Below are 25,578 nucleotides of genomic sequence, written 5' to 3'. Positions count from 1 at the left end.
ACCTGCTCTTTCGTGTCGGGTCATGCGACGGCGTCGGTGCGGCCGTGCAGCACCAGCGACCAGGCCAGGAGGGCGAACGACGCCACCGAGAGGGCGACGCGCAGCTTGTTCCACGCCTCCCAGCGGGCGGCGTCGAAGGCGGCGCGCACGGCTGCCGGGTCGGCCAGCGCGTCGGGCGGTCCGGCCGCCTTGAGGGCATCGTTCAGCGGGACGTTCACGGCCATCGTCACGCCCATGAGCACCACGTGCAGGGCGACGGCGGCGGCGATCCACGGCAGTTCGGGGCGGCCGAGGCAGAGCAGGGCGGCCAGCGCGCCGAGCACGAGGGAGCCGACGAAGCTGCCCCCGAGGAACCACGGGTTGAGGATGGCGCGGTCCATGGCCTGGAAGGCGCCGATGAAGGTGCGGTCGTCGGTCGTCCCCAACCCGGGCATGACGGTGTGGGCGTACAGGGCGTAGGCACCGGCGCCCACGCCGACCGACAGGGTGGCGGCGAGCAGGACGAGGGTGCGCAGGATGGTCATGACACGTGCTCCGTGGTTCTCGTGCTGGTCAGGGGTCCCACACCCGTGCCCTCGCCGGCCCCGGTCGAAGGGTGGTGCACCGGTCCGGGAGCCCAGCCGGACGGCGGTGGTGGTCACGTGATCAGTGAAGCTGCCGCAGGGTCTGGTCAGACATCCCTGAGGCGCTCGCCCGCATACGCTCCCGTCCAGCCTGGGCTCGGGCTCGTGGACGCCATGGCCAGCCTGCTCGACGGCCCGCGCGCCCGTGGCACTGATCGCGGTCGCTCGCGGCGAGGCCTGGGTCGGCATCGCCGGTGACGGTGCGCCGACGCGGATGCGGGCCGGCGATGCGCTGGTCACGCTCGGTCGCACACCGTACGTCGTCGCCGACGGGCCGGACACGCCGCCGCAGGTGGTCATCGACCCGGGGCCGACCTGCCGCACGCCGGACGGGGGGTGCGGCTGAACGAGCCGCTGCAGCCGGTGGCGGGTGGCTGGGGGACGCGGTCACACGGCCACTCGGGTGTGCGGACCTGGGGCAACACCGCCGGCGGCGCCACCCGACTGCTCGTCGGCACCTACCAGGCCGACAACGCGGTCGGCCGGCGGCTCACCGGTGCGCTGCCCGCGCTGGCCGTGCTGCCCGGGTTCGGCGCCCGGTCCGACCTGTTCCGGATGCTCGCCGACGAGGTGGGTCGCGAGGGGCCCGGGCAGGCCGTGATGCTGGATCGGCTGCTGGACCTGTTGCTGGTGGCGGCGCTGCGGGAGTGGTTCGCCCGTCCCGAGGCGACGGTGCCGCGCTGGTACGGCGCCGCCGCGGATCCCGCCGTCGGGCTCGCGCTGCAGCGCATGGTGGACGGCCCGGCCCACCCGTGGACGGTGGCGGTGCTCGCCTCCGCTGCGGGGCTCTCGCGCGCCACGTTCGCGCGGCGGTTCACCGAGCTGGTCGGCGAACCGCCCATGGGTTTCCTGGCCGGCTGGCGGCTCGCCCTTGCCGCCGACCTGCTGCGCGACACGGACGACACCCTCGCCGCCGTCGCCCGGCGCGTCGGCTACGGCAGCCCGTTCGCGCTCAGGACCGCGTTCAAGCGCGCGCACGGTCGCAGCCCGGCCGAGCACCGCCGCCTGGCCACCGCCGCTGACAGCACGCAGCCCCGACCACCAGGTGGCCGGGGCTGCGGATGTGGAGGTCAGAGCAGGCCGAGACCCTTCACGGCCTCGCGCTCCTCCTGCAGCTCAGCGACGCTGGCGTCGATCTTGGAGCGGGAGAAGTCGTCGATCTCCAGGCCCTGCACGATCTCCCACTTCCCGTCCTTCGACGTGACGGGGAAGGAGGAGATGATGCCCTCGGGCACGCCGTAGGAGCCGTCGGAGGGCAGCGCGACCGAGGTCCAGTCGCCCTCCGGGGTGCCGTTGACCCAGTCGTACACGTGGTCGATCGCCGCGTTCGCGGCCGACGCCGCCGACGAGGCGCCGCGGGCCTCGATGATGGCCGCGCCGCGCTTGGCGACCGTCGGGATGAACACGTCCTTCAGCCAGGACTCCTCGACCTGCTCCGCGGCGACCTTGCCGCCGACCTCGGCGTGGTAGAGGTCGGGGTACTGGGTGGCCGAGTGGTTGCCCCAGATCGTGAGCTTCTTGATCTCGTCGAGGCCGACGCCGAGCTTCTTCGACACCTGCGCGAGCGCGCGGTTGTGGTCGAGCCGGGTCATCGCCGTGAACCGCTCGGCGGGCACGTCGGGTGCCGCGGCCTGCGCGATCAGGGCGTTCGTGTTGGCCGGGTTGCCGACCACCAGCACGCGCACGTCGTCGGCCGCGCCGGCGTTGATCGCCCGGCCCTGCGGGGCGAAGATCCCGCCGTTGGCCTCCAGCAGGTCGCCGCGCTCCATGCCCTTCGTGCGCGGGCGGGCGCCGACGAGCAGCGCCACGTTCACGCCGTCGAACGCCGCCGTGGCGTCGTCGAAGATGTCGATGCCGGCCAGCAGCGGGAACGCGCAGTCGTCGAGCTCCATCGCCGTGCCCTCGGCCGCCTTCACCGCCTGCGGGATCTCCAGCAGGTTCAGCTTGACCGGGACGTCGGCCCCGAGCAGCTGACCGGACGCGATCCGGAACAGCAGCGCGTAGCCGATCTGGCCAGCGGCTCCGGTGACGGTGACGGTGACGGGGGTGGCTGTCGACGTAGACACGAGGCGCAGGTTAATCCTCGTCGCGCCGAGTCGCTGCGACGGGGAGCACGTTCCCCGGTCCGGGTTCGTCACACCGGCGGAAGCGGTCACGGACCGTCCTCCTCCGGGGTTGCGGCCGCGTGGCGGTGATCAAGGGCAGAAGGTCGTTCCGAGATCGATCCAGAACGATCTTTTGCCCTTGATCGACGCCACCGCGCCACGCCCGTCAGTACCGTGCAGCCATGACGCCGTCCGACGACCGGGAGCCGGACGAGCGGCCCTCGTGGGCGGGCGCTGCGGGCTACCACCCGGCCGACGTCCCGGAGCCCGACGTCCCGCCCGCGCGCCCCGGCTACGCGCAGGTGCCCGAGGGCATGGCGCCGCACGCGCCGCTGCCCGGCGCCCCGCCCTACCCGGCCCGGATCGAGCCGCCCGCGACCGGCCCGATGCCGCCGTCCGGGCACACGCCGCTCCCCCGCGCGCTCGCCGCCGCGGCGGTGTGGCTGGTCGTCGACCTGCTGTTCACGCTCGTGCTGGTCGGAGGGTTCGGCTCGCTCCTCCGATCACTGGCCGCGACCGTGGTGAGCAGCGTGGCGCTGTGGCTGGTGCTCCGCCGGCGCAGCCCGCCGTTCTGGCAGCTCGTGATCCTCGTGGCGCCGCTGTACTGGGCCGTCCGGCTCCTGGTGCTTCCACTGGGGTTATGAGCTGCTGCGCCGCCGGGAGCTGATCACCCCGGTGTCGAAGCCGGCCAGGTGCAGGCCGCCGTGGAAGCGGGCGTGCTCCACCTTGAGGCAGCGGTCCATCACGACCTCGAGCCCGGCCGCCTCCGCCCGCCGCGCGATCTCCTCGTCGAACAGGCCGAACTGCAGCCAGAACGTGCGCACGCCGTCGAGCGCGAGCACCTCGTCCAGCACGCTGGGGAGGTCCTGCAGGCGGCGGAACACGTCCACCAGATCCGGCACGACGGGCAGGTCGGCAAGCGTCTTGTACACCGGCCGCCCCAGGATCTCGGTCGCGTTCGGGTTGACGAAGTACACGTCGAACGACGTGCTCGCGAGCAGGTAGGTGGCCACGAAGTTGCTGGCCCGTGCCGGGTTCGGCGACGCCCCCACGACCGCGACGGTGCGGGTGGCGCGCAGGATCTGCTGGCGGCGTACCGCCGACGGGTTCTCCCAGGTCATCACGCCTCCTTGACCGCGGCGGCCAGCGCCTGGTCGAGATCCCACAGGATGTCCTCGGGATCCTCGATGCCGACGCTGATCCGCACCAGGTCCGGCGGCACGCCCGCGTCGCGCAGCTGGTCGTCGGTGAGCTGCTGGTGGGTCGTCGAGCCCGGATGGATGACGAGCGTGCGCGCGTCGCCGATGTTGGCGAGGTGGCTCGCGAGCTGCACCGACTCGATGAAACGCTGCCCCGCCTCCCGCCCACCGGCGACGCCGAACGAGAACACGGCGCCCGGGCCCTTCGGCAGGTACCGCGCGGCCCGATCGTGGTGCGGGTGGTCGGGCAGGCCGGCCCACCGCACGTACGAGACGCGCGGGTCGGCGGCCAGCCACTCCGCCACGATGCGCGCGTTGGCGACATGCGCCTCCATCCGCTGCGGCAGCGTCTCCACGCCCTGCAGCAGCAGGAACGCCGACTGCGCCGAGAGCGTGGCGCCGATGTCGCGCAGCTGCTCGGCGCGCAGCTTGGTGAGGAACCCGAACTCCTTGAAGTTGCCCCACCACGTCAGCCCGCCGTAGGACGGGACGGGCTCGGTCATCAGCGGGAACTTGCCGTTGCCCCAGTCGAACCGGCCCGACTCGACGACGACCCCGCCGATGGTGGTGCCGTGCCCGCCGAGGAACTTCGTGGCCGAGTGGATGACGATGTCGGCGCCGAACTCGATCGGCCGGCACAGGTACGGGGTCGCCATGGTCGCGTCGACCACCAGCGGCAGCCCGGCGGCGTGCGCCACGTCGGCCAGTGCGGCGATGTCGGCGACGTCGCCCGACGGGTTGGACACCACCTCGGCGAACAGCAGCTTCGTGCGCGGGGTGATCGCCGCGGCGAAGTCCTCCGCCCGGCCACCCGACACGAACACCGTGTCGACGCCGAACCGGCGCAACGTGACGTCGAGCTGCGTGATCGTGCCGCCGTACAGGCCGGCAGCAGCGACGATGTGGTCACCGGCTCCCGCCAGTGCGGCGAAGGTCAGGAACTCCGCGGCCTGCCCGCTCGCCGTCGCGACGGCGCCGAGGCCGCCCTCGAGGCTCGCGATGCGCTCCTCGAACACCGACACCGTCGGGTTGCCGATGCGGCTGTAGATCAGGCCGTACTTCTGCAGCGCGAACAGCGTGGCCGCGTCAGTGGTGTCGGTGAAGACGAAGCTGGTGGACTGGTAGATGGGCGTCGCCCGGGCACCGGTGGCGGCATCGGGCACCGCACCCGCGTGGACGGCGCGCGTACGGAAACCCCAACGGCGGTCCTCTGGGCGGTCTCCGGCGCCCGGGCGATCGGTCATGACTCCATCCTGCCCGTCAGGCGGTGCGGACGCTGGTGGTCACCGGCGTCGCGTTGCGGAACAGGTCCAGCACCGGGCAGTGCTCGTCGACGGTGGCGGCGAGCTCCCGGTAGCGCTCCGGCTCCGCCGGGCCGTCGAGGGTGACGACGACCCGCACCTCGCCGAAGCCCGGGCGGACCGCCGAGTCGACGCCGAAGAAGCCGCGCACGTCGAGATCGCCCTCAACCTCGATGGCGATGTCGTCCAGCGGGATGCCCAGGTGGGCCGCCCAGAACCGGTAGGTGACGACCTGGCAGGACAGCAGCCCGGCCAGTGCGGTCTCGACCGGGTTCGGGGCCTCGTTGTCGCCGCCCAGCGCGGGCGGCTCGTCGATGAGGAGGGTGTGCTCGCCGATGCGCAGGTGGGTGCGGACGCCGGCGCCGCCGGTGCCGGAGGCGCGGAACACGACCTGGGCCTTGTCGGGATCGGTCGAGACGGCGTCGGTGGTGGCGGAGACGATCGCGCGCAGGGCGTCGTCACGGGTGGGTGCAGCTGAGGACATGACGGGACTCCACGGTCAGGAGGTGCGGGTGTCGGGGTGCTGGATCAGCGGGAACCCGGACACGCGCAGCTGGTGACCAGCGCGAAGTCGACGTGCCGGCGGCGCACGAGGAGCAGGGGCGGGACCGGCACCCCACAGTCGTAACCTGCGACGGCCTGATCTACAAGTGTTCGCGGAAGAAAGTGACGATCCGCCGGTGCGCGTCCTCCGCGCTCGGCTCGTGGTACTCGCCGTGGATCGGCGATCGCTTCGCGATCTCGCCCATCAGGCCGGGTGTCACGGTGTAGAACGAGTGCCCGACGTCCGGGTAGACCTTGACGTCGTGCGGCACGCCGAGGGCGTCGAGCTGGGCCTCGAGCTTCTCCGGCACGCCGCGGGTCATCAGGTCGCGTCCGCCGTAGCTGGCCACGACCGGGCAGGACCGCGGCAGGTCGACGGCGGTGTTGTAGAACGGCGCGCTCACCTTGTACAGGCCGGTGCGGGCCAGCAGGAGGGCGAAGCTGCCGCCCATGCAGAACCCGATGGTCCCGATCCGGTCGGCGTCGACCTCCGGGCGTTCGGCGAGCCAGCGGCGGGCCGCCTCCAGGTCGTCGAGGGCCTGGCCACGGCCGGTCAGGACGGTCCGCATCACGTTCGCGATGCACAGCGGGCGGACCGGCCCGCGGGCGAACAGGTCCGGGATGACCGTGGCGTACCCGTCGTCCGCGAGGTCGCGGGCGACCCGCTTCATCTCCGCCGTCATGCCGAACGCCTCGTAGATCATCACGAGTGCGGGGAACGGCCCGTCGCCGTCCGGCACGGTCAGCGTCGCGGGCAGCGTCGTGTTGCCCGCGGGGAAGCGCACGTCGGTCTGCACGCCGCGACCGTACTCGATCAGCGGCTCACCGGGGCGGCAGCCTGACGAGTCCTTCCTGGACGGTCGTGGCGATCAACGTGCCGTCCGACGTGCGGAAACGGCCCGTCGCCAGCCCGCGCGAGCCCGACGCCGTCGGCGAGTAGCAGGTGTAGAGGAACCACTCGTCGGCGCGGAACGGGCGATGGAACCACATCGCGTGATCGAGGCTCGCCATCTGCACCCGCCCCGACGGTGCCTCGTGGCGGGCCAGCACCGAGCCCAGCAACGTCATGTCGCTGGCGTAGGTGAGCAGGCAGACGTGCAGCAGCGGGTCGTCGGGCAGCCGCCCGTCGGCGCGCATCCAGACCCGCATCGGCTCGTCCGACGGCGGGCGTCGGTCCGGGGAGAACATCGGCTCGTCCACGAAGCGGACGTCCAGCGGGCGCTCGAAGCGCGCCATCCACCCGGCCTCGCCACCCGCGCGGACCCGCTCGCCGAGGTCGGGCAGCGACTCGGGCTCGGGCACCGGCCGGTCCGGCGGCGGCTCCGTGTGCTCCAGCCCGTCCTGCGGGAGCTGGAACGACGCCGACAGTGAGAAGATCGCCTCCCCGTGCTGGATGGCCAGCACGCGGCGCGTCGTGAACGAACGACCGTCGCGCACCCGCTCGGTCTCGTAGATGATCGGCACGCTGGGATCGCCGGGCCGGATGAAGTAGGCGTGCAGCGAGTGCACCCCGCGGTCGGCCGGCACCGTGCGTCCCGCCGCGACCAGCGCCTGCCCCGCAACCTGCCCGCCGAACACCCGCACCGGGCTGTGCGCCGGACTGTGCCCGCGGAACAGGTTCACCTCGAGCTGCTCGAGGTCCAGCAGCTTCACCAGCCGGTCCAGCGCGTACTGCCCGCGCGGCACGCCGTCCACGGCGAGCTGGCCGGCGGGCTCGGGGTCGGGATCGGTCACGGTGGTCAGTCTGTCAGGCCCCGCGGACGTCACACATCGCGTGGCCACCTCACACACCGCCGAACCTGTGTGAGGGGGCCGCGCGGTGTGTGACGTGCAGCGCCGCGCGGCCGCCGGCTCCGCACGGGTGCGGCCGGCCGGGCGGCGGATAACGGGCGGGTCAGCCGTGGTCGTCCTCGCCCAGCCGGTGGACGCGGATGAGGTTGGTCGAGCCGGCCGTGCCGGGCGGGCTGCCGGCGACGATGACGACGAGGTCGCCGGGCTGGAACCGGTCGATGGCGAGCATGGCGTGGTCGACCTGGTCGACCATCGCGTCGGTGGAGTCCACGTACGGGACGAGGAAGGTCTCCACACCCCACGTCATCGCCAGCTGGCTGCGCACCTCGGGCATCGGGGTGAACGCCAGCAGCGGCAGCCGCGTGTGCAGGCGGGCCAGCCGGCGGACCGTGTCGCCGCTCTGCGTGAACGCGACGATCGCGCGAGCCGACAGCCGCTCCCCGATGTCGCGGGCCGCGTAGGACAGCACGCCGCGCTTGGTGCGCGGCACGTGGTTGAGCGCCGGCACGGTGACCGGCCCGCCCTCCACGGCCTCCACGATCTGCGCCATCGTGCGCACGGCCTTGATCGGGTAGCGACCGACGCCGGTCTCGCCGGAGAGCATGACCGCGTCGGCGCCGTCGAGCACCGCGTTGGCGACGTCGGACGCCTCGGCGCGGGTGGGCCGCGAGTTCGTGATCATCGACTCGAGCATCTGCGTGGCCACGATCACCGGCTTGGCGTTCTCGCGGGCGATCTGGATGGCCCGCTTCTGGACGAGCGGCACGTGCTCCAGTGGCAGCTCGACGCCGAGGTCGCCGCGGGCGACCATGATGCCGTCGAAGGCGAGGACGATCGCCTCCAGGTTGTCGACGGCCTCCGGCTTCTCCAGCTTCGCGACCACCGGCAGCCGGACGTTCTTGCTGTCCATGATCTTGTGGACGAGGTCGATGTCGGCCGGGCTGCGCACGAACGACAGCGCGATGACGTCGACCTGCAGGTCGAGCGCGAACTCCAGGTCGGCGATGTCCTTCTCCGACAGCGCCGGCACGGACACGTTCATGCCGGGCAGCGAGATGCCCTTGTTGTCGCTGACGGGGCCGCCCTCGGTGACCCTGCAGACCACGTCGAGCCCCTCGACGGCGGTGACGCGCAGCGCCACCTTGCCGTCGTCGACGAGCAGGCGGTCGTCGGGGCGGGCGTCGTCGGCCAGGCCCTTGTACGTGGTGGAGACGCGGTCGTGGGTGCCGATCACGTCGTCGACGGTGATGCGCACCTCCTCGCCGGTCTGCCACTCGACCGGGCCACCGGCGAAGCGGCCGAGCCGGATCTTCGGGCCCTGCAGGTCGGCGAGGACACCGACCGCGCGCCCCTCGGCGTCGGCGGCCTGGCGCACCAGCTCGTAGACCCGCTTGTGGTCCTCGCGGTTGCCGTGGCTGAAGTTGAGCCGGGCGACGTCCATCCCGGCCTGGACGAGCTCGCGGATGCGCTCGGGGGACGCAGTTGCCGGCCCGATGGTACAGACGATCTTTGTGCGACGGCTCACACGGGAGAGTGTAGCCCGTTCTCTGGAACGATCAGGAAGGCAGGTCCCCGAGATTCGCCTGATGTTCATCCAGTATCGCCCTGACCAGCACCTTCACTCGACCGAGTGATCAGGCCGCGTACTGACCTTTCGGTCGGAATCGATCCAGCTCGGCGAGGCGCCGCTCACGCCTGCGGCTGCGTGTTCCCCCACCCGTGCGCCCGCTGCCACTCCAGGATGGCGAGGACGCGCTGGTTGCCGTCCGGGAGGCGCAGCTTGGTGAAGATGCGGCTGATGTGGTTCTCCACCGTGCGCTCGGTGATCCCCAGCTCGACCGCGATCCCCCGGTTCGAGCGGCCCTGCGCTGCGTGGGCGAGGACGAGCCGCTCGCGCGGGGTGAGCGCCTCGAGCGGCGACGTCCGCGGCGCCACCACGTCGGCGACGATCTCGGGGTCGATCACGACCCCGCCGTCGACCAGCCGGCTCAGGGAGTCCTGCAGCAGGCTCGCCCGGGTCACGTTGTGCTTGAGCAGGTACCCGACGCCGCGCGGGCGCAGCGACACGAGCCGCAGCACCCAGTCGGGCTCGCGGTGCGCCGACAGCACCAGCATCCCGACGTCGGGGTGGTCGGCGGCCAGCTCCTCCACGGCGAGCAGACCCTCGTCGGTGAACGAGGGCGCCATCGCCACGTCGGTCACGACCACGTCCGGCGGGTCGGCGCGCACCGCGGCCACCAGCTCGGCGGCGTTGCGGGCCGTCGCGAGCACCTCGACGCCGATCTCGCCCAGCCAGGCCCGCAGGCCGTCCAGGAACAGCGGATGGTCGTCCGCGATCGTCACCCGCACGGGAACCGTGCCGTGATCGTCGTGCCGCCCCCGACCGGGCTCTCCACCTCCACGGTGCCTCCCCATCCCTCGACCCGCTCCACGATCCCGGCCAGGCCGCGACCGGCGCTCGGATCGGCGCCGCCGCGACCGTCGTCGGCGATCCGCACCACCACCTGGTCCGCCAGCCGCACGACGGAGACGGCCGCACCGGCCGCCCCCGAGTGTCGCCGCACGTTCGTGAGCGCCTCCGCCACGACGAACCAGACCTGCCGCGCCAGCGCGTCCGGCAGCGCGGGCCCGCGCACGTCCAGCTCGACGGGCACCTCGCTCTGCGCCGCCAGCTCACCGACGGCGGCGGCGAGGTCCAGGTCCGCTTCCCCGGGCGCGGGCTCCTGCACGAGCCCGCGGATCTGCGCGAGGGCGGCGTCGACCCCCGTCCGCGCCTCGTCGATCGCGGCGCCGACCCCGTCGTCGGCCCGGTTGCGCGCGATCGCCAGCCGCAGCATCGCGCTGAGCAGCGCCTGCTGAGCGCCGTCGTGCATGTCGCGGGCCATGGCGCGGCGCGCCGCCGCCCGGGCCTCGGCGATGCCGGCCTCCCGCTCGACGGCGATCCCGGCGGCCGAGACCACGACGTCGACCAGCCGCCCGTGCCGGCGCAGCGACGGGCGCATGCCCAGCGTGGCGAGGGGTTCGCCGTCGGTCGAGCGCACGGTGACCAGGTACCGGCCGTCCCGGTCGGGCTCGACGGGCGTGCCGTCGACGTCGCGGTGGCCGCCGGTCTCCGGGTCCCACCGCCACAGCTCCAGCTCGGGGTCGCCGAGCGTGCCGCGCAGCTCCGCGCGCAGCTCGACCGGCGTGCGGGCCCGGTAGATGCGGGGCATCGCGGCGGCCGCGGTGGCGGTCACGAGGTGCCGGTGCAGGATCACGACGACGAACGACAGCGGCGTGCCGAGGGCCGTGATGGCGGTGCCCACGCGCAGCAGGTCCTGCACGGCGGGTGCGCTGTCGAGCACCCTCGCGACCAGGTAGGCGACACCGGCGAGTGCGATGCTGGCCGCGGCGACCACCGCGGGCAGCGCGTCCACCCGATCAACGAAGATCCCCCGCCGGATCTTGCGCACCAGCACGGCCAGGAGCGCCAGCACGAAGCACACGAGACCGACGTGGAACACCGAGGTCAGGCCGTCGTAGAAGCCGCGGGACGGGGCGAGCGCGGGCCACCACGCGGCGGCGTCGAACCTGGCCCACTCCGGTCGCGACACGACCGCCAGCACCAGCTTCAGCCCCACGACCCAGAGCGCGAACGACCACAGCAGCCGCCGCTCGTCGCGCTGCAGGCGCTCGTTCGGGTAGCGGGTCAGCGCCGTCCCGAGCAGCACGAACCACACGTAGCCACCGACGAACGACAGCATCGGCAGCGGGCTCTGCTGCCACCACGGCGGCCAGGTCCAGCCCCACGACAGGATGTAGCAGAACGCCGCGCCGCCCATCTCCCGGGCGGTGGTGCGCTGCTCAGGGTCCGCCGCCAGCACGGCGGCGGTCATCGCGAACGACGTGACGACGAGCAGGTTGAGCAACCCGACGACCGGTTCGCCGCCCCAGCGGAACCACCACGCCAGCACCGAGGCGGCGACGCCCACGCCGGCGCCGCCCACCAGGGCAGGTCCGTACCTGCCCGGGCGCGCTCGGGGCCCGACCACGACGGTCGCCCCGGCGTCAGCTCCGTCCACCAGTTCCCCCTGACGGCCGACCCCGGGCGGATCGTATCCGCGCGCCCTGATCAGCGACGGGGCAGCTCGCTGCGACCGACGTGATCACCCAGCCACTCCACGAGCGGCCGCAGCGCCCGCCAGGTGCTGACGACGCGGTCGAGCGCGCCTGCGTCGTGCAGCACGTCGTCCGGGGACCAGCGCCGCCACCCGTACAGGCCCTTGTGCCGCAGCAGCTCGACCCGGGGGTGATCGGGCCCGATCCCGCGCGGGCGGGTCTTGAGCTGCTCGCCACCGATCTCGATGCCGGCCTTGCGCAGCGCCGCGAGCCGCCGTTCGAGGTCCTCCCCGCGGCGGTCCTCGGCCGCCGCCGTGCGGAAGGCCGTCAGCTGGTCGGGGGCCATCCGCCAGTAGCCGCCCGCCGCCATCAGCCCGTCCGGGCCGACCTCGACGTAGAACGGGCCGGCGATGCCGCCGCAGTGCGTCTTGTACGGGGTCTTGTCGGCGGAGAACCGCACGTCCCGGTAAGGGCGGAAGATCTTCCCGGGCCCGAACTCGTCCTCCACCGCGGCGAGCAGCGCCTGCATCGGCGCGCGGACGTCCGACTCGTACAGCTCGCGGTTGTCGGTCCAGTAGGCCTTGGAGTTGTCGGCGACCAGCCCGTCGTAGAAGTCGATCGCGGCCTCGCCGAACCCGGCGAACCCGGTCACGACGGGCGGTCCGCCGCGTCGCCGGGTGCGGGTTCGGTCGGGGAGGACGGTTCCGGCGCGGGTTCCGCGGTCGGGTCACCGGCCGAGACGTCGGCCAGCGGTTCCTCGGCGGCCGGCTTCTCAGCGGCCGGCTTCTCAGCGGCCGGCTTTTCGGCGGCGGGCTTCTCGACTGCGTCACCGTCGGGCGCCGGCTCGGCGGGCGGGTCGGTCGCGGGGTTCTCGACGGCGGGGTTCTCGACGGGGTTCTCGACCGCGGCGTCGGCGGCCGGGTCGGTGGCGGCCGCACCCGACCCCGCGGCGTCGGCCGCGACCGCGGTGGCCGACGGGTGGTCGGGCTGTTCGACGGCCGCATCGGCAGCCGGATCGGTCGCGGAACCGGCGGACCCGGCCGCGTCCCCGTCGGACGAGGTCGGCGTGGCGGCCGGCTCGTCGGCCGCTGTTGGTACGGCGGTCGCGCCGGCGGCGGCCGCTCCGACCCCGACGGCGACGGGCTCGCGCTCGGGCACCGCCGTCTCGGCGACGGCGAGCACCTCGCGGCCCTTCTTCGCCAGCAGCACGTAGAAGACGGCGCCGACGAACACGACGGCCGCCACGACGACGTTGACGCGCAGGTCGCCGAGCACGCGGGTGGCGGGGTCGGTGCGCATCTGCTCGATGACGAACCGGCCGGCCGTGTACCCGGCCACGTACAGGGCGAACGCGCGGCCGTGCCCGAGCCGGAACCGGCGGTCGGCCCAGACGACGAGTGCGGCGACCAGCAGGTTCCACAGCAGCTCGTACAGGAACGTGGGGTGCACGATCTCGACCGGCGTGTGGTCGAGGGCGACGCCGCCGAGCGGGTCCGGTGCGCCGGTGGCCGGGTCGACGCGCCGGTAGATCTCCAGCGCCCACGGGACCGTCGTCGGCGCGCCGTAGAGCTCCTGGTTGAACCAGTTGCCGAGCCGGCCGATCGCCTGCGCGACGACGATGCCGGGCGCGACGGCGTCGGCGAACGCGGGCAGCGGGATGCCGCGGCGGCGGCACCCGATCCACGCGCCCACCCCACCGAGCGCGATCGCGCCCCAGATGCCCAGGCCGCCCTGCCAGATCTTCAGCGCGTCGATCGGGTTGCCGCCGGGGCCGAAGTAGGTGTGCCAGTCGGTGGCCACGTGGTAGAGCCGGCCGCCGACCAGGCCGAACGGCACCGCGAAGACCGCGATGTCGACCACCGCGCCGGGCGCGCCGCCGCGGGCGACGAACCGCCGCTCGCCCCATAGCACCGCGACCACGATCCCGGCGATGATGCACAGCGCGTAGGCGCGGATCGGGATCGGCCCGAGGTACCAGACCCCGCGGTCGGGGCTCGGCAGGTACGCCAGGACGGTGGTCGCGACGGCAGTGCTCACCGCCCCACGCTATCGCTCCCGCTCAGCGGCCCCGCGGCACCCGTCGAGAACGAGGTTGTGGTGATCGAATCGCCCTGTTGATCACCACAAGTTCGTTCTCGACGGGATGGCGGGGGCCTCAGCGAGAGCGGACACCCGAGGCCAGGTCTCCCGCGAGCTGACGCACCCCGTCCGGACCGCCCTGCTCGGCCGCCGTGACGAACGCCGAGCCGACGATGACGCCGTCGGCGAAGCCGGCGACCTCGGCGGCCTGCTCGCGCGAGCGGACCCCGAGGCCGACGCCGATCGGGAGCTCCGTGTGTGCCCGGGTGCGGGCCACCAGGTCCGGCGCGGCGGAGGCGACGGTGTCGCGCGCTCCCGTGACGCCCATGGTGGACGCGGCGTAGATGAACCCGCTGGACGCAGCCGCGGTGCGGGCGATCCGCTCCTCCGACGACGACGGCGCGACCAGGAAGATCCGGTCCAGCCCGTGCGCCGTCGACGCGGCCAGCCAGTCGTCGGCCTCCTCGGGGATCAGGTCGGGCGTGATGATCCCGAGCCCGCCCGCGTTGGCGAGGTCGCGGGCGAACGCGTCGACGCCGTAGCGCAGCACCGGGTTGAAGTACGTCATGACGACGGCCGGGCAGCCCGCCGCCGACACGCGCTCCACCACGGAGAACACGTCCCGCAGCCGGACGCCGCCGCGCAGCGCCGTCTCGGTGGCGCGCGCGACCGTCGGCCCGTCGATGACGGGGTCGGAGTACGGCACCCCGACCTCGAGCATGTCGCAGCCGCCCTCGACCAGGGCGGTGAGCAGCTCCACCGACGCGTCGACGGTCGGGAAACCGGCCGGCAGGTACCCGATCAGGGCGCCCCGGTCGTCGGCCTTCGCCTTGGCGAAGACGTCGCTGACGCTCACCGGTGTCCCCCTTCGGCGCTGATGCTCGGGCCCGCAAGCGACCCTTCGGCGCTGATGCTCGGGCCCGCAAGCGACCCTTCGGCGATGGCGGTCCCCGACGCGTCCTCCGCGCTCTCCCCCTCGGCGATCATGCCGAACCACTTCGCGGCCGTGTCGACGTCCTTGTCGCCGCGCCCCGACAGGTTCACCAGGATCACGGCGTCGGGGCCGAGCTCGCGGCCCAGCCGCAGGGCGCCCGCGACCGCGTGCGCCGACTCGATCGCCGGGATGATCCCCTCGGTGCGCGAGAGCAGCGCGAACGCGTCCATCGCCTCGGCGTCGGTGACCGGTTCGTAGGTGGCGCGGCCGATGTCCTTGAGCAGCGCGTGCTCCGGGCCGACGCCGGGGTAGTCCAGCCCGGCGGAGATCGAGTACGACTCCTGCGTCTGGCCGTCCTCGTCCTGAAGCAGGTACGAGAGCGCACCGTGCAGCGCGCCCGGCGAGCCCTCGGTGAGGGTCGCGCCGTGCCGGCCCGTCTCCACGCCGTCGCCGCCCGGCTCGTAGCCGACGAGCCGCACTCCCGGGTCGTCGAGGAACGCGTGGAAGATCCCGATCGCGTTGGACCCGCCGCCGACGCAGGCCGCGACGGCGTCGGGCAGCCGGCCGACCCGGTCGAGCACCTGCTCGCGCGCCTCCAGCCCGATGACGCGGTGGAAGTCGCGCACCATCGTCGGGAAAGGGTGCGGGCCGGCGACCGTGCCCAGCACGTAGTGGGTGGTGTCGACGTTGGTGACCCAGTCGCGCAGCGCCTCGTTGATCGCGTCCTTCAAGGTGCGCGAGCCCGTCTTGACGGGGATGACGGTGGCGCCGAGCAGCCGCATGCGGGCCACGTTGAGCGCCTGCCGCTCGGTGTCGACCTCACCCATGTAGACCACGCACTCGAGGTCGAGCAGCGCGCACGCGGTGGCGGTGGCGACGCCGTGCTGCCCGGCGCCGGTCTCGGCGATCACCCGCGTCTTGCCCATGCGCTTGGTGAGCAGCGCCTGCCCCAGCACGTTGTTGATCTTGTGGGAGCCGGTGTGGTTGAGGTCCTCGCGCTTGAGCAGGATCCGCGCGCCGCCCGCGTGCTCCCCCAGCTTCGTGGCGTCCGTCAGCGGCGACGGGCGCCCTGAGTAGTCGCGGTGCAGCCGGTCGAGCTCGTCGAGGAACTCGCGGTCGCCGCGGATCTTGTCGTAGACGGTGGTCAGCTCGTCGAGTGCCGCGATGAGCGCCTCAGGGACGAACCGGCCCCCGAACTTGCCGAAATGGCCCCGCTCGTCGGGCTCGTGCCCGGACGGGGTGGCGATCCCGTCCGAGGCCTTGCTCCCGGGGGCCTTGCTGCTGGGGGCGGTGCTGGTCACCGCACCATTCTGGAGCACGACGGGTGGAAGCCCGCGGCGACCAGCCCGCGCACGGCGGCGAGCGGGTCACCGCTGGTCACGAGGCCCTCGCCGACGAGCACGGCGTCGGCACCCCAGCCCGCGTAGGTGAGCAGGTCGCCCGGGCCGCGCACACCGGACTCTGCGACGCGGATGACGTCGGTGGGCAGGCCGGGCGCGATCCGGCCGAAGATGGAGCGGTCGACCTCGAGGGTGTGCAGGTTGCGCGCGTTCACCCCGATGACCTTCGCCCCGGCTTCGAGCGCGCGGTCGGCCTCGTCCTCGGTGTGCACCTCGACCAGCGCGGTCATGCCGAGCGACTCGACGCGGTCGAGCAGCGCGTCGAGCGCGTTCTGCTCCAGCGCGGCCACGATCAGCAGCACGACGTCGGCGCCGTAGGCCCGGGCCTCGTGCACCTGGTACGGCGAGACGACGAAGTCCTTGCGCAGGATCGGGACGTCGACCCGCTCGCGGACGGCGGCGAGGTCGGCGAGCGAGCCGCCGAACCGGCGCTGCTCGGTGAGCACGCTGATGACGCGCGCCCCACCCTCCGCGTACGCGGCGGCCAGCTCGGCCGGGTCGGCGATCGGCGCCAGGTCGCCCTTGGAGGGGCTGCGCCGCTTGACCTCCGCGATGACCCCGATGCCGGGCTCGTGGAACTTGGCGAGTGCGTCGATCGGCGGCGGCGCGGCCTGCGCGCGGCGCTTGATCTCCGTGAAGTCGATCTCCGACTCGCGCACCGCGAGGTCGGCCCGGACGCCCTCCACGATCGAGTCGAGGACGCTGCCGCCGCGCTGGTTCATGCGGTCGTGCTCCTCTCGCACTGCGGTGGGATGCAGAACATGCTAGCTACGTCCGATCTCACGGCCGCCCCCAGGTTGTCGGCCGGTGTTCACGTGAACTGCGGCCTGCCCTCTGCGTCGAGCGCGACGTCGAGCTCCGGCCACCGCTCCGGCGGATCGGGCACGTCGATGCGGACGCCGCGGGCGAACGTCCGCAGGTCGTGGTGCACCGGGCACGGGCAGTCCGTGCGCAACGGGTCGGGGCAGGTGGCGAGCCCGTCGCGGAGCCGGGCGGCCGCGGCCGGCGGCAGCGTCGCGGCGAACAGCATCTCGCGGTCCTCGTCGCCGTGCGGGTACGCCGACCAGCCGTCAACGTCGCGGTGGCGCGCCTCCCCCGTCCCGCACGACGTGCAGATCCCGACGACGACGTCGTCACCGCGGTCCTCCATCCGGTACTCGCCGCTGTGGTGCTGCGACAGCGCGAAGACGGGCCGGACGTCGCCGCCGCACGTCCGGCACGGGCCGACGGGCAGCGGCGGACCGGTCGTCGCCGTGGGGTCCTGGCCGGCGTCGAGGGCGTCCCAGGCGGCCCGGTCGGGATCCGCGGCCGGGCGGTCGTCCGGCGATCGGTCGTAGCGGGCGCCGAACCGGGCCAGCCGCGGCTCCCGCCAGGCGACCAGCGCGCCGGTGCCGATCAGCAGCAACCCGCCGCCGACCAGCGCGGCCGTGCCCAGCGGGGCCGCGCCGATCCCGGACACGCTGCCGGCGAGCACGGCGATGCCGGCCACCGCGAGGACGGCACCGACCGCGCGCCGCGCGACCCCGGCCGTGGCAACGACGCCGGCCACACCGGCGAGGGCCAGCAGCGCGACCCCACCCGTCCACGACGGTGCGCCCGCAGGCCACGGCAACGCTGCGGCGCCCCACACCAGCAGCGCGGCGATCACCAGCCCGGCGGCCGCGGCGGCCAGTGTCCGGCCCGACCGTGCCGGCTCGGTCACGGCGCCGTCATCGTGCCGGCGGTCGCGATGGCCGACAGCACCGCGCGTGCCTTGTTCAGGCACTCCTGGTCCTCGGCCTCGGGATCGGAGTCGGCGACGATCCCGCCCCCCGCCTGCACGTACGCGACGCCGTCGCGCACGAGCGCGGTGCGGATCGCGATGGCGGTGTCGGCGTCGCCGGCGAAGTCGAGGTAGCCGACGACGCCGCCGTAGAGGCCGCGCCGGGTCGGCTCCAGCTCGTCGATGATCGCCATGGCCCTCGGCTTCGGCGCGCCGGACAGGGTGCCGGCCGGGAAGCACGCGGCCACCGCGTCGAACGCCGTGCGACCCTCGGCGAGCCGTCCGGTGACCGTCGACACCAGGTGCATGACGTGGCTGTAGCGCTCCACCGCGAAGAAGCTCGTCACCTTCACGGTGCCGGGCGCGCACACCCGGCCCAGGTCGTTGCGCCCCAGGTCGACGAGCATGACGTGCTCGGCGCGCTCCTTCTCGTCGGTGCGCAGGTCCTTCTCGAGGAGCTGGTCCTCCTCCTCGTCGGCGCCGCGCCACCGGGTGCCGGCGATCGGGTGCGTGGTGGCCACCCCGTCCCGCACGGTGACCAGGGCCTCCGGGCTGGAGCCGACGATGTCGAACCGCTCGCCGGCCGCCGACTCGAGCCGCAGCAGGTACATGTAGGGGCTCGGGTTGGTGGTGCGCAGGACGCGGTAGACGTCCAGCGAGTCGGCCCGGCACTGCGCCTCGAACCGCTGCGACACCACGATCTGGAACGCCTCGCCGGCGCGGATCTGCTCCTTCGCCGCCTCGACGGCCGCGTGGTGCTCGGCCGGGGTGCGGCGGCGCACGAACTCCGGCTGCACCACCTGGTAGGTGGCCACCGTGGACGCGGCGGGCGCCGCCAGCTCGGCGGTCATCCGGTCCAGCCGGCGCACCGCGTCGTCGTAGGCCTCGTCGACGCGCTCGTCGCTGTCGTCCCAGTTGATCGCGTTGGCGATCAGCGTGATCGTGCCCTCGTGGTGGTCGACGGCCGCCAGGTCGGTGGCCAGGAGCATCACCAGCTCCGGCACGCCGAGGTCGTCGACGGCGTGCTCGGGCAGCCGTTCCAGGCGGCGCACCACGTCGTAGCCGAGGTAGCCGACCATGCCGCCGGTGAGCGGCGGCAGGCCCGGCAGCGGCTCGCTCTGCAGCCAGTCGAGCGTCGTGCGCAGCACCGCGAGCGGATCCCCGCCGTCGGGCAGGCCGGCGGGCACCTCGCCGGTCCAGGTGGCCTCGCCGTCGACGGCCGTCAACGCGGCCGCCGACCGGGCGCCGACGAACGACCACCGCGACCACGAGCGGCCGTTCTCCGCCGACTCCAGCAGGAACGTGCCGGCGCGGTCACCGGCGAGCTTGCGGTAGACCCCGAGCGGGGTCTCGTCGTCGGCGAGCAGGCGCCGCGTCACCGGGATCACCCGGTGACCGGCGGCCAGCGCGCGGAACTCCTCGCGACTGGGTGCGACGGTGCCGAGCGCTCCGGGGGTGCCGACGGGTGAGCTGACCGGAGCAGACATGCCTCGCATTCTCGCAGGGGTCGTGGTCGGCCGTTCGATCGCGCGGCAGGATGGGGAGGTGACACCCAGCCGGACCGACACCTCACCCGAACCCGCAGCTCCGCGCCGACGCGGACGCCGTCCGGGCGGCGGCGACACGCGCAGCGCGCTGCTCGCGGCCGCCCGGGAGGCGTTCGTCGAGCTCGGCTACGACGGCGCCACCGTGCGCGGCATCGCCGAGCGGGCCGGCGTCGACGCGGCCATGGTGAACCACTGGTTCGGCAGCAAGGAACAGCTGTTCATCGCGGCGATGCAGCTCCCCCTCGACCCGACGCTGATCCTCGACCAGGTGCTGCCCGGCGACCCCGAGCGGCTCGGCGAGCGCATCATCACGATGTTCCTCACCGTCTGGGACGCCACCGGGGGCGGTCAGCTCGCGGCGCTCGTCCAGAGCGTGTCGAGCCACCAGGAAGCGGCCAAGATGCTGCGCGAGTTCATCATGAACGTGCTGATCAAGCGGCTCATCGAGGCGATCGCGCCGGACCGGGTTGCGATGCGCGCCAACCTCATCGGCTCCCAGCTGATCGGGCTCGGCATGGCCCGCTACGTCGTGAAGCTCGAGCCGATGGCATCGGCCGACCACGCGACGCTCGTCCGCGCGCTGGCCCCGACCATCCAGCGCTACGCGACGGGCGACCTCGGCTGAGGTCCCCGCCCGCGTCACCCGGGGGCTGCACCTCCCCCGGCCTCCTCCGCGTACCTCCGGAACCTCGCCGCGCGGGCTCCCGCGTCCAGGTGCGGGCACGTCGAGCAGTAGGCCGCGTCCCGCTCCGCAGCCGGGACGGTCGTCCACAGCAGGCAGCACGTCACCCGCACGGCGACCTCGACGCCCGCGACCTGCTCGCGGTGGGCCGGCCGGACGGGCACCCCGTGCGCGGCGAACCCTGCGACCAGCGCGTCCGCGACGGCGTGCGCGCCGTGGTGCCCGTGCAGCGCCAGCGTGGTCGCGGCGCCGCGGGCGGAGTCGGCGACGACGTCCCACAACGGCGCAGGTCGGGTCGCGGCGACGACGGCGTCCAGCACCGGGCCGAGCACGGCGACGGTGCGGGCGGCCGGATCGTCCACCATCGCCGATCCGCACAGCGCGACCGCGTCGACGAAGCCCCGTTCGTGGCGGTGCAGCTGGAGGTCGGCAGGGTCGAACGCCGACCCGGTCAGCGCGAGAGCGGCGACCAACCGGCCCACCACGGCGGTGCCCAGCACCTCGGCGAGCCCGAGCGCGGTGGCCGCGGAGTCGTCGGGGCACCACCGCGCGACGTCGAGACCGGGCAGCGGGTGCCAGCCGGGTCCCTCGGGCTCCACCAGCCCGAACGCGGCCGGGTGCCCGGGGAGTGCGCCGGCCAGGGCGGCGCGCAGGGACGTCACTCCGGCGGACGGCGCGGATCGATGAAACCCGATTCGTACGCCGCGATCACGGCCTGCGTGCGGTCCCGCGCACCCAGCTTGGCCAGCACGTTCCCGACGTGCGTCTTCACCGTCTCCACGCCGACGACCAGCTCCCGCGCGATCTCGGCGTTGGACAGCCCGCGCGCGACCGCGCGCAGCACCTCGCCCTCGCGCTCGGTGAGCCCCGCCTTCGCCAGCCCGTCGGCGCCCACCCGGCCCTGCACGGCGATCAGGTCGCGGACGGCGGCCGGGAAGAGCAGCGAGTCCCCGACGGCGACGGTGCGCACCGCCTGCGCGATCTCCGCGGGCCGGGCCCGCTTGAGCAGGAACCCGGTGGCGCCGGCCTGCAGGGCGTCGTAGACGTAGCCGTCGTTGCCGAACGTGGTGAGCACGAGCACCCGCGGCGGCTCCGGGAACGACCGGACGAGGTGCCGGGTGGCGCTGATGCCGTCGACGGCCGGCATCCGCACGTCCATCAGCACCACGTCGGGTGTGAGGGAGCGGACCAGCCCCGGGGCCTCGGACCCGTCCCCGGCCTCGCCGACGACCTCGATGTCGGGCTCGGCGTCGAGGATCACGCGCAGGCCGGCCCGCACCAGCTCGTCGTCGTCGACCAGGAGTACCCGGATCACGGAGATCATGTTGTCAGAGCGTCAACGGCAGCGTGGCCCGCACGCGCCACGTGTCGCCGTCCGGCCCGGCGGCCAGCTCGCCGTGCAGCAGCACGACCCGTTCCCGCAGCCCGGCGAGCCCCCGCCCGCCACCGGGTCGGGACCGTGCGCCGGCGCCCAGCGGGTTGGTCACCTCCACGGCGAGGGCGTCGTCGGTGATCGCGACCCGCACGCCGACCGGGACGGGGCCGGCGTGGCGCAGCGCGTTGGTCAGGCATTCCTGGACGACCCGGTACGCCTCGCGCGACACCCCGGCCGGCACCGCGGTCGGCGGCGCGTCGACCTCCGCTGTGACCGGCACCCCGGCCGCGCGGGCCCCGGCGACGAGGGCGTCGAGATCGGCGAGGTCGGGCTGCGGCGCTCGGTCGGCCGGCTCACCGGCGGGATCGCGGAGCAGCCCCAGGACGTGGTCGAGATCGGCCATCGCGGACCGGCCGGCGTCCGCGATCGCGTGGAGCGCGCGGGAGACGAAGGCTGGGTCGACGTCGAGCTTGCGGGCCGCGGCCTCGGCCTGCAGCGTCGTGACGGTGAGGGCGTGCCCCACCGAGTCGTGCAGCTCGCGCGCGAGCCGGTTGCGCTCGGCGAGCACGTGCGCCGCGGCGCGTGCTGCCGCCAGCTCGCCGGCCAGCCGCTCCGCCGGCGACGGCCCGATGAACCGGGGTGCGAGCCGCGCCAGCCCCTCCCCGACACCCCACACCAGGTAGAGCAGCGCCGGCACCAGCAGCACCGCGACGAACGGCGCCCAGGCGGCCGACCACCCGTCGGAGAGGCCGGGCAGCAGGACCCAGGGCGCCACGGCGAACCCGACCGCCGTCGGGATCGCCACGAGCGTCGCGAGCGCGACAGCGCTGCCCGCGAGGACCACGACCACCAGCCAGGCCGCGGCCCGCCACCGGGCCGGCCAGGCGTCGGCGGTCGCCGGGTCGGGATCCGGAACGTCGGCCCCGAGCAGCGCCCGGGCCGCCGTCACCTCCAGCGCCCGCACCCCCGGCACGAGCAGCGCCCCGATCCCCGCGACCACCGAGATGACGCACAGCACGACCGACGCGACCGGGTCCAGCCCACCCTGCCCGGCGGCGGTCACGAACAGCGCGACCAGCGCGCCGTACGGCAGCGCGACCACCGCGCCGAGCAGCAGGTGCACGTAGCGCCGGTAGGTCAGCCCGCTGACGAGCGGGGCGAGCACCGACCGGAGCATGGACCGATCGTCGCAGACCAGCGGGCCGCCACCCCTCCCACTCGCGGGGGACGGCGCTCCGCCGCGGGCGGGAGGCCCGGCGATCCCCCGCGGCGCACAGTGCTCGGCATGGAGATGACCGACCGCACCCGGCGGACGCTCGGCCTGCTCACCGCGGCCGGCGCCCTCCCGTACCTGACGCTCAAGGCGATCTGGCTGGCCGGCGGCACGATCGGGGTGCGCGACGCCCCGTTCCTCGCCGACCCGTCCGTCGTCGTGCTCAACACCGTGACGGTGCTGCTGGACGCGATCCTGGTCGCGCTCGCGCTCGCGCTGACCCGGCCGTTCGGGGCGCGGCTGCCGGCGTGGATGCTGCTCCTGCCGATCTGGGTGGGGACCGGCTTCCTGCTGCCGATGGTGGTCGCGATCCTGCCCGTCGCCGCGCTGGGTTCGCTGTCGGATGCGACCGGACCGCTGGAGCCGTGGGTCCAGCCGCTGGTCTACGGCGGGTTCGCGTGGCAGGGCGTCGGGCTGGCGCTCGCGTTCGTGTCCTACGCGGTCCGCCGGTGGGGCGCGGTGATCACACGTGGTGGAACCGTCGCCGCGCCGCTGCGGCCGCTCCTGCGCGTGCTCGTCGGCGGCGGTGCTGCGGCCGCGGGCCTCTCCGGCCTCCTGCACGTCGTGGCCGGGATCGCGAGCGGATCGGGCTCGGCCGTGCTGGTCGATGTCGCGAACGCGCTGTTCGCGGCGGCCGGCGCGCTCGGGGTGGCCCGGTTGGCCGGGGGTGCGACCGAGCACCGCTTCGCGTCCGCGGTCGCCGGCTGGGTCGGGACGGGCGCGATGTTCGCGTGGGGACTGTGGTCGGCCGTGCTGACCATGGCCGGCACCGCGCTGGCCCACCCGGACCCGATCAGCGGCCCGGCCGCGCTCGCCGGCCTCCTGGGCGGTTTCGCCCTCGCCGTGGCCGGGCTGGTGGCGCTGGCGGGCGCGCAGCAGCCGGTTGCGGCCGAACCGGCACGCGCGTGAGTGAACCGGGGTCAGTGCACCCCGAGCAGGATGTCCGCGTCGAAGCAGGTGCGGTCGCCCGTGTGGCAGGCGCCGCCGGTCTGGTCGACGGTGAGCAGCACGGTGTCGCCGTCGCAGTCCAGCCGCACCTCGTGGACGCGCTGGATGTTGCCCGACGTCTCGCCCTTGACCCAGTACTCCTTGCGCGAGCGCGACCAGTACGTGGCCCGACCGGTCGTGAGGGTGCGGTGCAGCGCCTCGTCGTCCATCCACGCGACCATCAGCACCTCGTTGGAGCCGAGCTGCTGGGCCACCGCGCACACCAGGCCCTCGTCGTCGCGCTTGAGCCGCGCAGCGATCGCCGGGTCCAGTGCCGATCCCGCCGGCTTGTCGTCGATCACCGGATCTCCAGTCCCGCGTTCTTCATCGCCTGCTTGACCTCGCCGATCCTGATCTCGCCGAAGTGGAACACGCTCGCCGCGAGCACGGCGTCGGCGCCCGCGGACACCGCGCGGGGGAAGTCCTCGACCGTGCCCGCGCCGCCGCTCGCGATCACCGGCACGGTGACGGCGGCGCGGACGGCGGCGATCATGCGCAGGTCGAACCCGTCCTTGGTGCCGTCGGCGTCCATCGAGTTGAGCAGGATCTCCCCCACGCCGAGCTCCTGGCCGCGACGCGCCCACTCGACCGCGTCGATGCCGGTGCCCTTGCGGCCGCCGTGCGTGGTGACCTCCCAGCCCGACGGCGTCGGCTTCCCACCCGCCGGGACGGTCCGGGCGTCGACGGAGAGCACGATGCACTGCGAGCCGAACCGGCGGGCGGCCTCGCCCAGCAGTTCGGGCCGCAGCACGCCGGCGGTGTTGATGCCGACCTTGTCGGCACCGGCCCGCAGCAGCGTGTCGATGTCCTCGACGGACCGGATGCCGCCGCCCACCGTGAGCGGGATGAACACCTGCTCCGCGGTGCGCCGCACCACGTCGAGCATCGTGCCGCGGTCGTCGGACGATGCGGTGACGTCGAGGAACGTCAGCTCGTCGGCGCCCTCTGCGTCGTAGCGGGCGGCCATCTCGACGGGGTCGCCGGCATCGCGCAGGTCCTCGAAGTTCACGCCTTTGACGACGCGCCCGGCGTCGACGTCGAGGCAGGGGATCACGCGTACTGCGACCGGCACCTGTCGATCCTACGTGCCGGACGGGCGGGTCATGCCGTGCGGCCGGCCGCCCGGTCCACGTCGGCGACGGCGGCCAGCGCCTCGGGCAGGGTGAACCGGCCGGCGTAGAGCGCCTTGCCGACGATGGAGCCCTCGATGTTGACGCCGTCTGCGGCGAGCCGGGCCAGCGCCACCAGGTCGTCGAGCGCGGAGATGCCGCCGGACGCGATGACCGGTGCCGGGGTGGCGGCCGCGACCTCGCGCAGGAACTCGATGTTCGGACCGGTCAGCATGCCGTCGCGGCCGACGTCGGTGACGACGTAGCGGGAGCAGCCGTCGCGGTCCAGCCGTGCGAGGGCCTCCCAGAAGTCGCCGCCGTCGCGCGTCCAGCCGCGGGCGGCGAGCCGCGGCCCCTGCTCCCCGATCTTGGCGTCCAGCCCGATGGCGACGCGCTCGCCGTACCTGGCGATCACCGACGCGCACCACTCCGGGTCCTCCATCGCGGCGGTGCCGATGTTGACCCGGGCACAGCCGGTGGAGAGTGCCCGCTCCAGCGACGCGTCGTCGCGGATGCCGCCCGACATCTCCACGGCGACATCGAGGCGCCCCACGACCGACGCGAGCAGCTCGGCGTTGCTGCCGCGGCCGAACGCGGCGTCGAGGTCCACGAGGTGGATCCACTCGGCGCCACCCTCCTGCCAGGCGAGCGCGGCGTCCCACGGGTCGCCGTAGGCGGTCTCGGTGCCGGCCTCGCCCTGGACGAGGCGGACGGCGGCGCCGTCGGCCACGTCGACGGCAGGCAGGAGCGTGAACGTCACGCCACGGAGG

At 74.0% G+C, this 25,578-nt stretch carries 26 protein-coding genes and 2 pseudogenes; 5 read left to right on the top strand and 23 right to left on the bottom strand.

The features are described from left to right. Positions 1-20: 20 nt before the first annotated feature. On the bottom strand, positions 21-524 hold the full coding sequence (locus ACQEVB_RS21705; RefSeq protein WP_432974225.1) for a DUF1772 domain-containing protein: 504 nt from the start codon (positions 522-524) through the stop codon (positions 21-23). Positions 525-768: 244 nt separating this feature from the next. On the opposite strand from ACQEVB_RS21705, the gene ACQEVB_RS21700 reads away from it, so the two are divergent. Then, entirely contained in the window at positions 769-969 is a 201-nt protein-coding gene (locus ACQEVB_RS21700) for a cupin domain-containing protein (protein WP_432974223.1), read from the top strand. Further along, a pseudogene (locus tag ACQEVB_RS21695) lies at positions 960-1,616 on the top strand (AraC family transcriptional regulator); the annotation flags it as partial. The gene ACQEVB_RS21700 and the pseudogene ACQEVB_RS21695, both read left to right, overlap by 10 nt. 77 nt (positions 1,617-1,693) lie before the next feature. Here the strand turns inward: ACQEVB_RS21695 and ACQEVB_RS21690 are convergent. Continuing rightward, the gene (locus tag ACQEVB_RS21690; RefSeq protein WP_432974221.1) at positions 1,694-2,689 is read right to left on the bottom strand and encodes a malate dehydrogenase; all 996 of its coding nucleotides are present in this window, start codon (positions 2,687-2,689) and stop codon (positions 1,694-1,696) included. 221 nt (positions 2,690-2,910) lie between these two features. Between ACQEVB_RS21690 and ACQEVB_RS21685 the strand changes: the two genes are divergently transcribed. Next, positions 2,911-3,372, top strand: coding sequence for a hypothetical protein (locus ACQEVB_RS21685; protein ID WP_432974219.1), 462 nt, complete (start codon positions 2,911-2,913; stop codon positions 3,370-3,372). Here ACQEVB_RS21685 and ACQEVB_RS21680 read toward each other — a convergent pair. From ACQEVB_RS21680 to ACQEVB_RS21610, 15 genes and pseudogenes are all read right to left on the bottom strand, one after another. Then, the gene (locus tag ACQEVB_RS21680; RefSeq protein ID WP_432974217.1) at positions 3,367-3,849 is read right to left on the bottom strand and encodes a CoA-binding protein; all 483 of its coding nucleotides are present in this window, start codon (positions 3,847-3,849) and stop codon (positions 3,367-3,369) included. The genes ACQEVB_RS21685 and ACQEVB_RS21680 overlap by 6 nt on opposite strands. After that, positions 3,849-5,171: an O-acetylhomoserine aminocarboxypropyltransferase/cysteine synthase family protein gene (locus tag ACQEVB_RS21675; protein ID WP_432974215.1), complete on the bottom strand. Its 1,323-nt coding sequence runs from the start codon at positions 5,169-5,171 to the stop codon at positions 3,849-3,851. Before ACQEVB_RS21675 ends, ACQEVB_RS21680 begins: the two co-directional genes overlap by 1 nt. Before the next feature lie 16 nt (positions 5,172-5,187). Further along, positions 5,188-5,712, bottom strand: a complete 525-nt coding sequence (locus ACQEVB_RS21670) for an OsmC family protein (RefSeq protein ID WP_432974213.1) — start codon at positions 5,710-5,712, stop codon at positions 5,188-5,190. 160 nt (positions 5,713-5,872) lie between these two features. Beyond that, a complete protein-coding gene (locus ACQEVB_RS21665) occupies positions 5,873-6,568 on the bottom strand; it encodes a dienelactone hydrolase family protein (protein ID WP_432974211.1) in 696 nt (231 codons plus the stop codon). Between the two features lie 25 nt (positions 6,569-6,593). Further along, positions 6,594-7,505, bottom strand: a complete 912-nt coding sequence (locus ACQEVB_RS21660; protein ID WP_432974210.1) for an acyl-CoA thioesterase — start codon at positions 7,503-7,505, stop codon at positions 6,594-6,596. Between the two features lie 160 nt (positions 7,506-7,665). Beyond that, the gene (pyk, locus tag ACQEVB_RS21655; RefSeq protein ID WP_432974208.1) at positions 7,666-9,087 is read right to left on the bottom strand and encodes a pyruvate kinase; all 1,422 of its coding nucleotides are present in this window, start codon (positions 9,085-9,087) and stop codon (positions 7,666-7,668) included. 164 nt (positions 9,088-9,251) lie between these two features. Continuing rightward, positions 9,252-9,905: a response regulator transcription factor gene (locus ACQEVB_RS21650; protein WP_432974206.1), complete on the bottom strand. Its 654-nt coding sequence runs from the start codon at positions 9,903-9,905 to the stop codon at positions 9,252-9,254. Next, on the bottom strand, positions 9,902-11,623 hold the full coding sequence (locus tag ACQEVB_RS21645; RefSeq protein WP_432974204.1) for a sensor histidine kinase: 1,722 nt from the start codon (positions 11,621-11,623) through the stop codon (positions 9,902-9,904). Before ACQEVB_RS21645 ends, ACQEVB_RS21650 begins: the two co-directional genes overlap by 4 nt. A 50-nt stretch (positions 11,624-11,673) precedes the next feature. Continuing rightward, positions 11,674-12,312 carry a DUF2461 domain-containing protein gene (locus ACQEVB_RS21640; RefSeq protein WP_432974202.1) on the bottom strand — a complete coding sequence of 213 codons (639 nt, stop codon included), beginning with the start codon at positions 12,310-12,312 and terminating at the stop codon, positions 11,674-11,676. A gap of 278 nt (positions 12,313-12,590) precedes the next feature. Then, positions 12,591-13,697: pseudogene (lgt, locus tag ACQEVB_RS21635) on the bottom strand (prolipoprotein diacylglyceryl transferase); the annotation flags it as partial. 118 nt (positions 13,698-13,815) lie between these two features. Beyond that, positions 13,816-14,595 carry a tryptophan synthase subunit alpha gene (gene trpA, locus ACQEVB_RS21630; RefSeq protein WP_432974200.1) on the bottom strand — a complete coding sequence of 260 codons (780 nt, stop codon included), beginning with the start codon at positions 14,593-14,595 and terminating at the stop codon, positions 13,816-13,818. Continuing rightward, positions 14,592-15,920: a tryptophan synthase subunit beta gene (gene trpB, locus ACQEVB_RS21625; protein WP_432980486.1), complete on the bottom strand. Its 1,329-nt coding sequence runs from the start codon at positions 15,918-15,920 to the stop codon at positions 14,592-14,594. Before trpB ends, trpA begins: the two co-directional genes overlap by 4 nt. A 50-nt stretch (positions 15,921-15,970) precedes the next feature. Next, positions 15,971-16,795, bottom strand: coding sequence for an indole-3-glycerol phosphate synthase TrpC (trpC, locus tag ACQEVB_RS21620; protein ID WP_432974198.1), 825 nt, complete (start codon positions 16,793-16,795; stop codon positions 15,971-15,973). A gap of 89 nt (positions 16,796-16,884) precedes the next feature. Further along, entirely contained in the window at positions 16,885-17,775 is an 891-nt protein-coding gene (locus tag ACQEVB_RS21615; RefSeq protein ID WP_432974196.1) for a Trp biosynthesis-associated membrane protein, read from the bottom strand. After that, complete coding sequence (locus ACQEVB_RS21610) at positions 17,772-19,322, bottom strand: anthranilate synthase component I (protein ID WP_432974194.1); 1,551 nt, start codon at positions 19,320-19,322, stop codon at positions 17,772-17,774. The genes ACQEVB_RS21615 and ACQEVB_RS21610 overlap by 4 nt, the downstream gene beginning before the upstream one ends. A 58-nt stretch (positions 19,323-19,380) precedes the next feature. Between ACQEVB_RS21610 and ACQEVB_RS21605 the strand changes: the two genes are divergently transcribed. Further along, a complete protein-coding gene (locus ACQEVB_RS21605; RefSeq protein ID WP_432974192.1) occupies positions 19,381-20,007 on the top strand; it encodes a TetR family transcriptional regulator in 627 nt (208 codons plus the stop codon). Positions 20,008-20,021: 14 nt separating this feature from the next. Here the strand turns inward: ACQEVB_RS21605 and ACQEVB_RS21600 are convergent, their stop codons facing one another. The 3 genes from ACQEVB_RS21600 to ACQEVB_RS21590 are packed head-to-tail and all read right to left on the bottom strand — an operon-like array spanning position 20,022 to position 22,616. Beyond that, positions 20,022-20,726 (bottom strand): hypothetical protein, encoded by a 705-nt coding sequence (locus tag ACQEVB_RS21600; protein WP_432974190.1) that lies wholly within the window; start codon positions 20,724-20,726, stop codon positions 20,022-20,024. Next, positions 20,723-21,388, bottom strand: a complete 666-nt coding sequence (locus ACQEVB_RS21595; RefSeq protein ID WP_432974188.1) for a response regulator transcription factor — start codon at positions 21,386-21,388, stop codon at positions 20,723-20,725. The genes ACQEVB_RS21600 and ACQEVB_RS21595 overlap by 4 nt, the downstream gene beginning before the upstream one ends. 4 nt (positions 21,389-21,392) lie before the next feature. Then, positions 21,393-22,616 carry a histidine kinase gene (locus tag ACQEVB_RS21590; RefSeq protein WP_432974186.1) on the bottom strand — a complete coding sequence of 408 codons (1,224 nt, stop codon included), beginning with the start codon at positions 22,614-22,616 and terminating at the stop codon, positions 21,393-21,395. A 108-nt stretch (positions 22,617-22,724) separates the two neighbouring features. Here ACQEVB_RS21590 and ACQEVB_RS21585 point away from each other — a divergent pair, with 108 nt between their 5' ends. Further along, the gene (locus tag ACQEVB_RS21585) at positions 22,725-23,621 is read left to right on the top strand and encodes a hypothetical protein (RefSeq protein ID WP_432974184.1); all 897 of its coding nucleotides are present in this window, start codon (positions 22,725-22,727) and stop codon (positions 23,619-23,621) included. An 11-nt stretch (positions 23,622-23,632) separates the two neighbouring features. On the opposite strand, the gene hisI is transcribed toward ACQEVB_RS21585, so the two are convergent. Genes hisI through priA form a run of 3 tightly spaced genes read right to left on the bottom strand, consistent with a single transcriptional unit; the run spans position 23,633 to position 25,568 of the window. Beyond that, positions 23,633-23,998 (bottom strand): phosphoribosyl-AMP cyclohydrolase, encoded by a 366-nt coding sequence (hisI, locus tag ACQEVB_RS21580; RefSeq protein WP_432980483.1) that lies wholly within the window; start codon positions 23,996-23,998, stop codon positions 23,633-23,635. Continuing rightward, entirely contained in the window at positions 23,998-24,771 is a 774-nt protein-coding gene (gene hisF, locus ACQEVB_RS21575) for an imidazole glycerol phosphate synthase subunit HisF (RefSeq protein ID WP_432974182.1), read from the bottom strand. Before hisF ends, hisI begins: the two co-directional genes overlap by 1 nt. 29 nt (positions 24,772-24,800) lie before the next feature. Then, positions 24,801-25,568, bottom strand: a complete 768-nt coding sequence (gene priA / locus ACQEVB_RS21570; protein WP_432974180.1) for a bifunctional 1-(5-phosphoribosyl)-5-((5-phosphoribosylamino)methylideneamino)imidazole-4-carboxamide isomerase/phosphoribosylanthranilate isomerase PriA — start codon at positions 25,566-25,568, stop codon at positions 24,801-24,803. Between the last annotated feature and the right edge of the window lie 10 nt (positions 25,569-25,578).

Source organism: Pseudonocardia sp. CA-107938, from assembly GCF_050936315.1.
GTDB lineage: Bacteria > Actinomycetota > Actinomycetes > Mycobacteriales > Pseudonocardiaceae > Pseudonocardia.
Note: the sequence above shows the minus strand (reverse complement) of the source record. Positions and strands in the feature narration are given on the sequence as shown.

Coding starts and splice junctions, on each gene's coding strand:
- ACQEVB_RS21595 (WP_432974188.1), bottom strand. CDS start 21,388: ATGATCTCCGTGATCCGGGTACTCCTGGTCGACGACGACGAGCTGGTG.
- ACQEVB_RS21610 (WP_432974194.1), bottom strand. CDS start 19,322: ATGTCTGCTCCGGTCAGCTCACCCGTCGGCACCCCCGGAGCGCTCGGC.
- ACQEVB_RS21705 (WP_432974225.1), bottom strand. CDS start 524: ATGACCATCCTGCGCACCCTCGTCCTGCTCGCCGCCACCCTGTCGGTC.
- ACQEVB_RS21680 (WP_432974217.1), bottom strand. CDS start 3,849: ATGACCTGGGAGAACCCGTCGGCGGTACGCCGCCAGCAGATCCTGCGC.
- ACQEVB_RS21685 (WP_432974219.1), top strand. CDS start 2,911: ATGACGCCGTCCGACGACCGGGAGCCGGACGAGCGGCCCTCGTGGGCG.
- ACQEVB_RS21585 (WP_432974184.1), top strand. CDS start 22,725: ATGGAGATGACCGACCGCACCCGGCGGACGCTCGGCCTGCTCACCGCG.
- trpC (WP_432974198.1), bottom strand. CDS start 16,795: ATGAACCAGCGCGGCGGCAGCGTCCTCGACTCGATCGTGGAGGGCGTC.
- ACQEVB_RS21670 (WP_432974213.1), bottom strand. CDS start 5,712: ATGTCCTCAGCTGCACCCACCCGTGACGACGCCCTGCGCGCGATCGTC.
- ACQEVB_RS21675 (WP_432974215.1), bottom strand. CDS start 5,171: ATGACCGATCGCCCGGGCGCCGGAGACCGCCCAGAGGACCGCCGTTGG.
- ACQEVB_RS21590 (WP_432974186.1), bottom strand. CDS start 22,616: ATGCTCCGGTCGGTGCTCGCCCCGCTCGTCAGCGGGCTGACCTACCGG.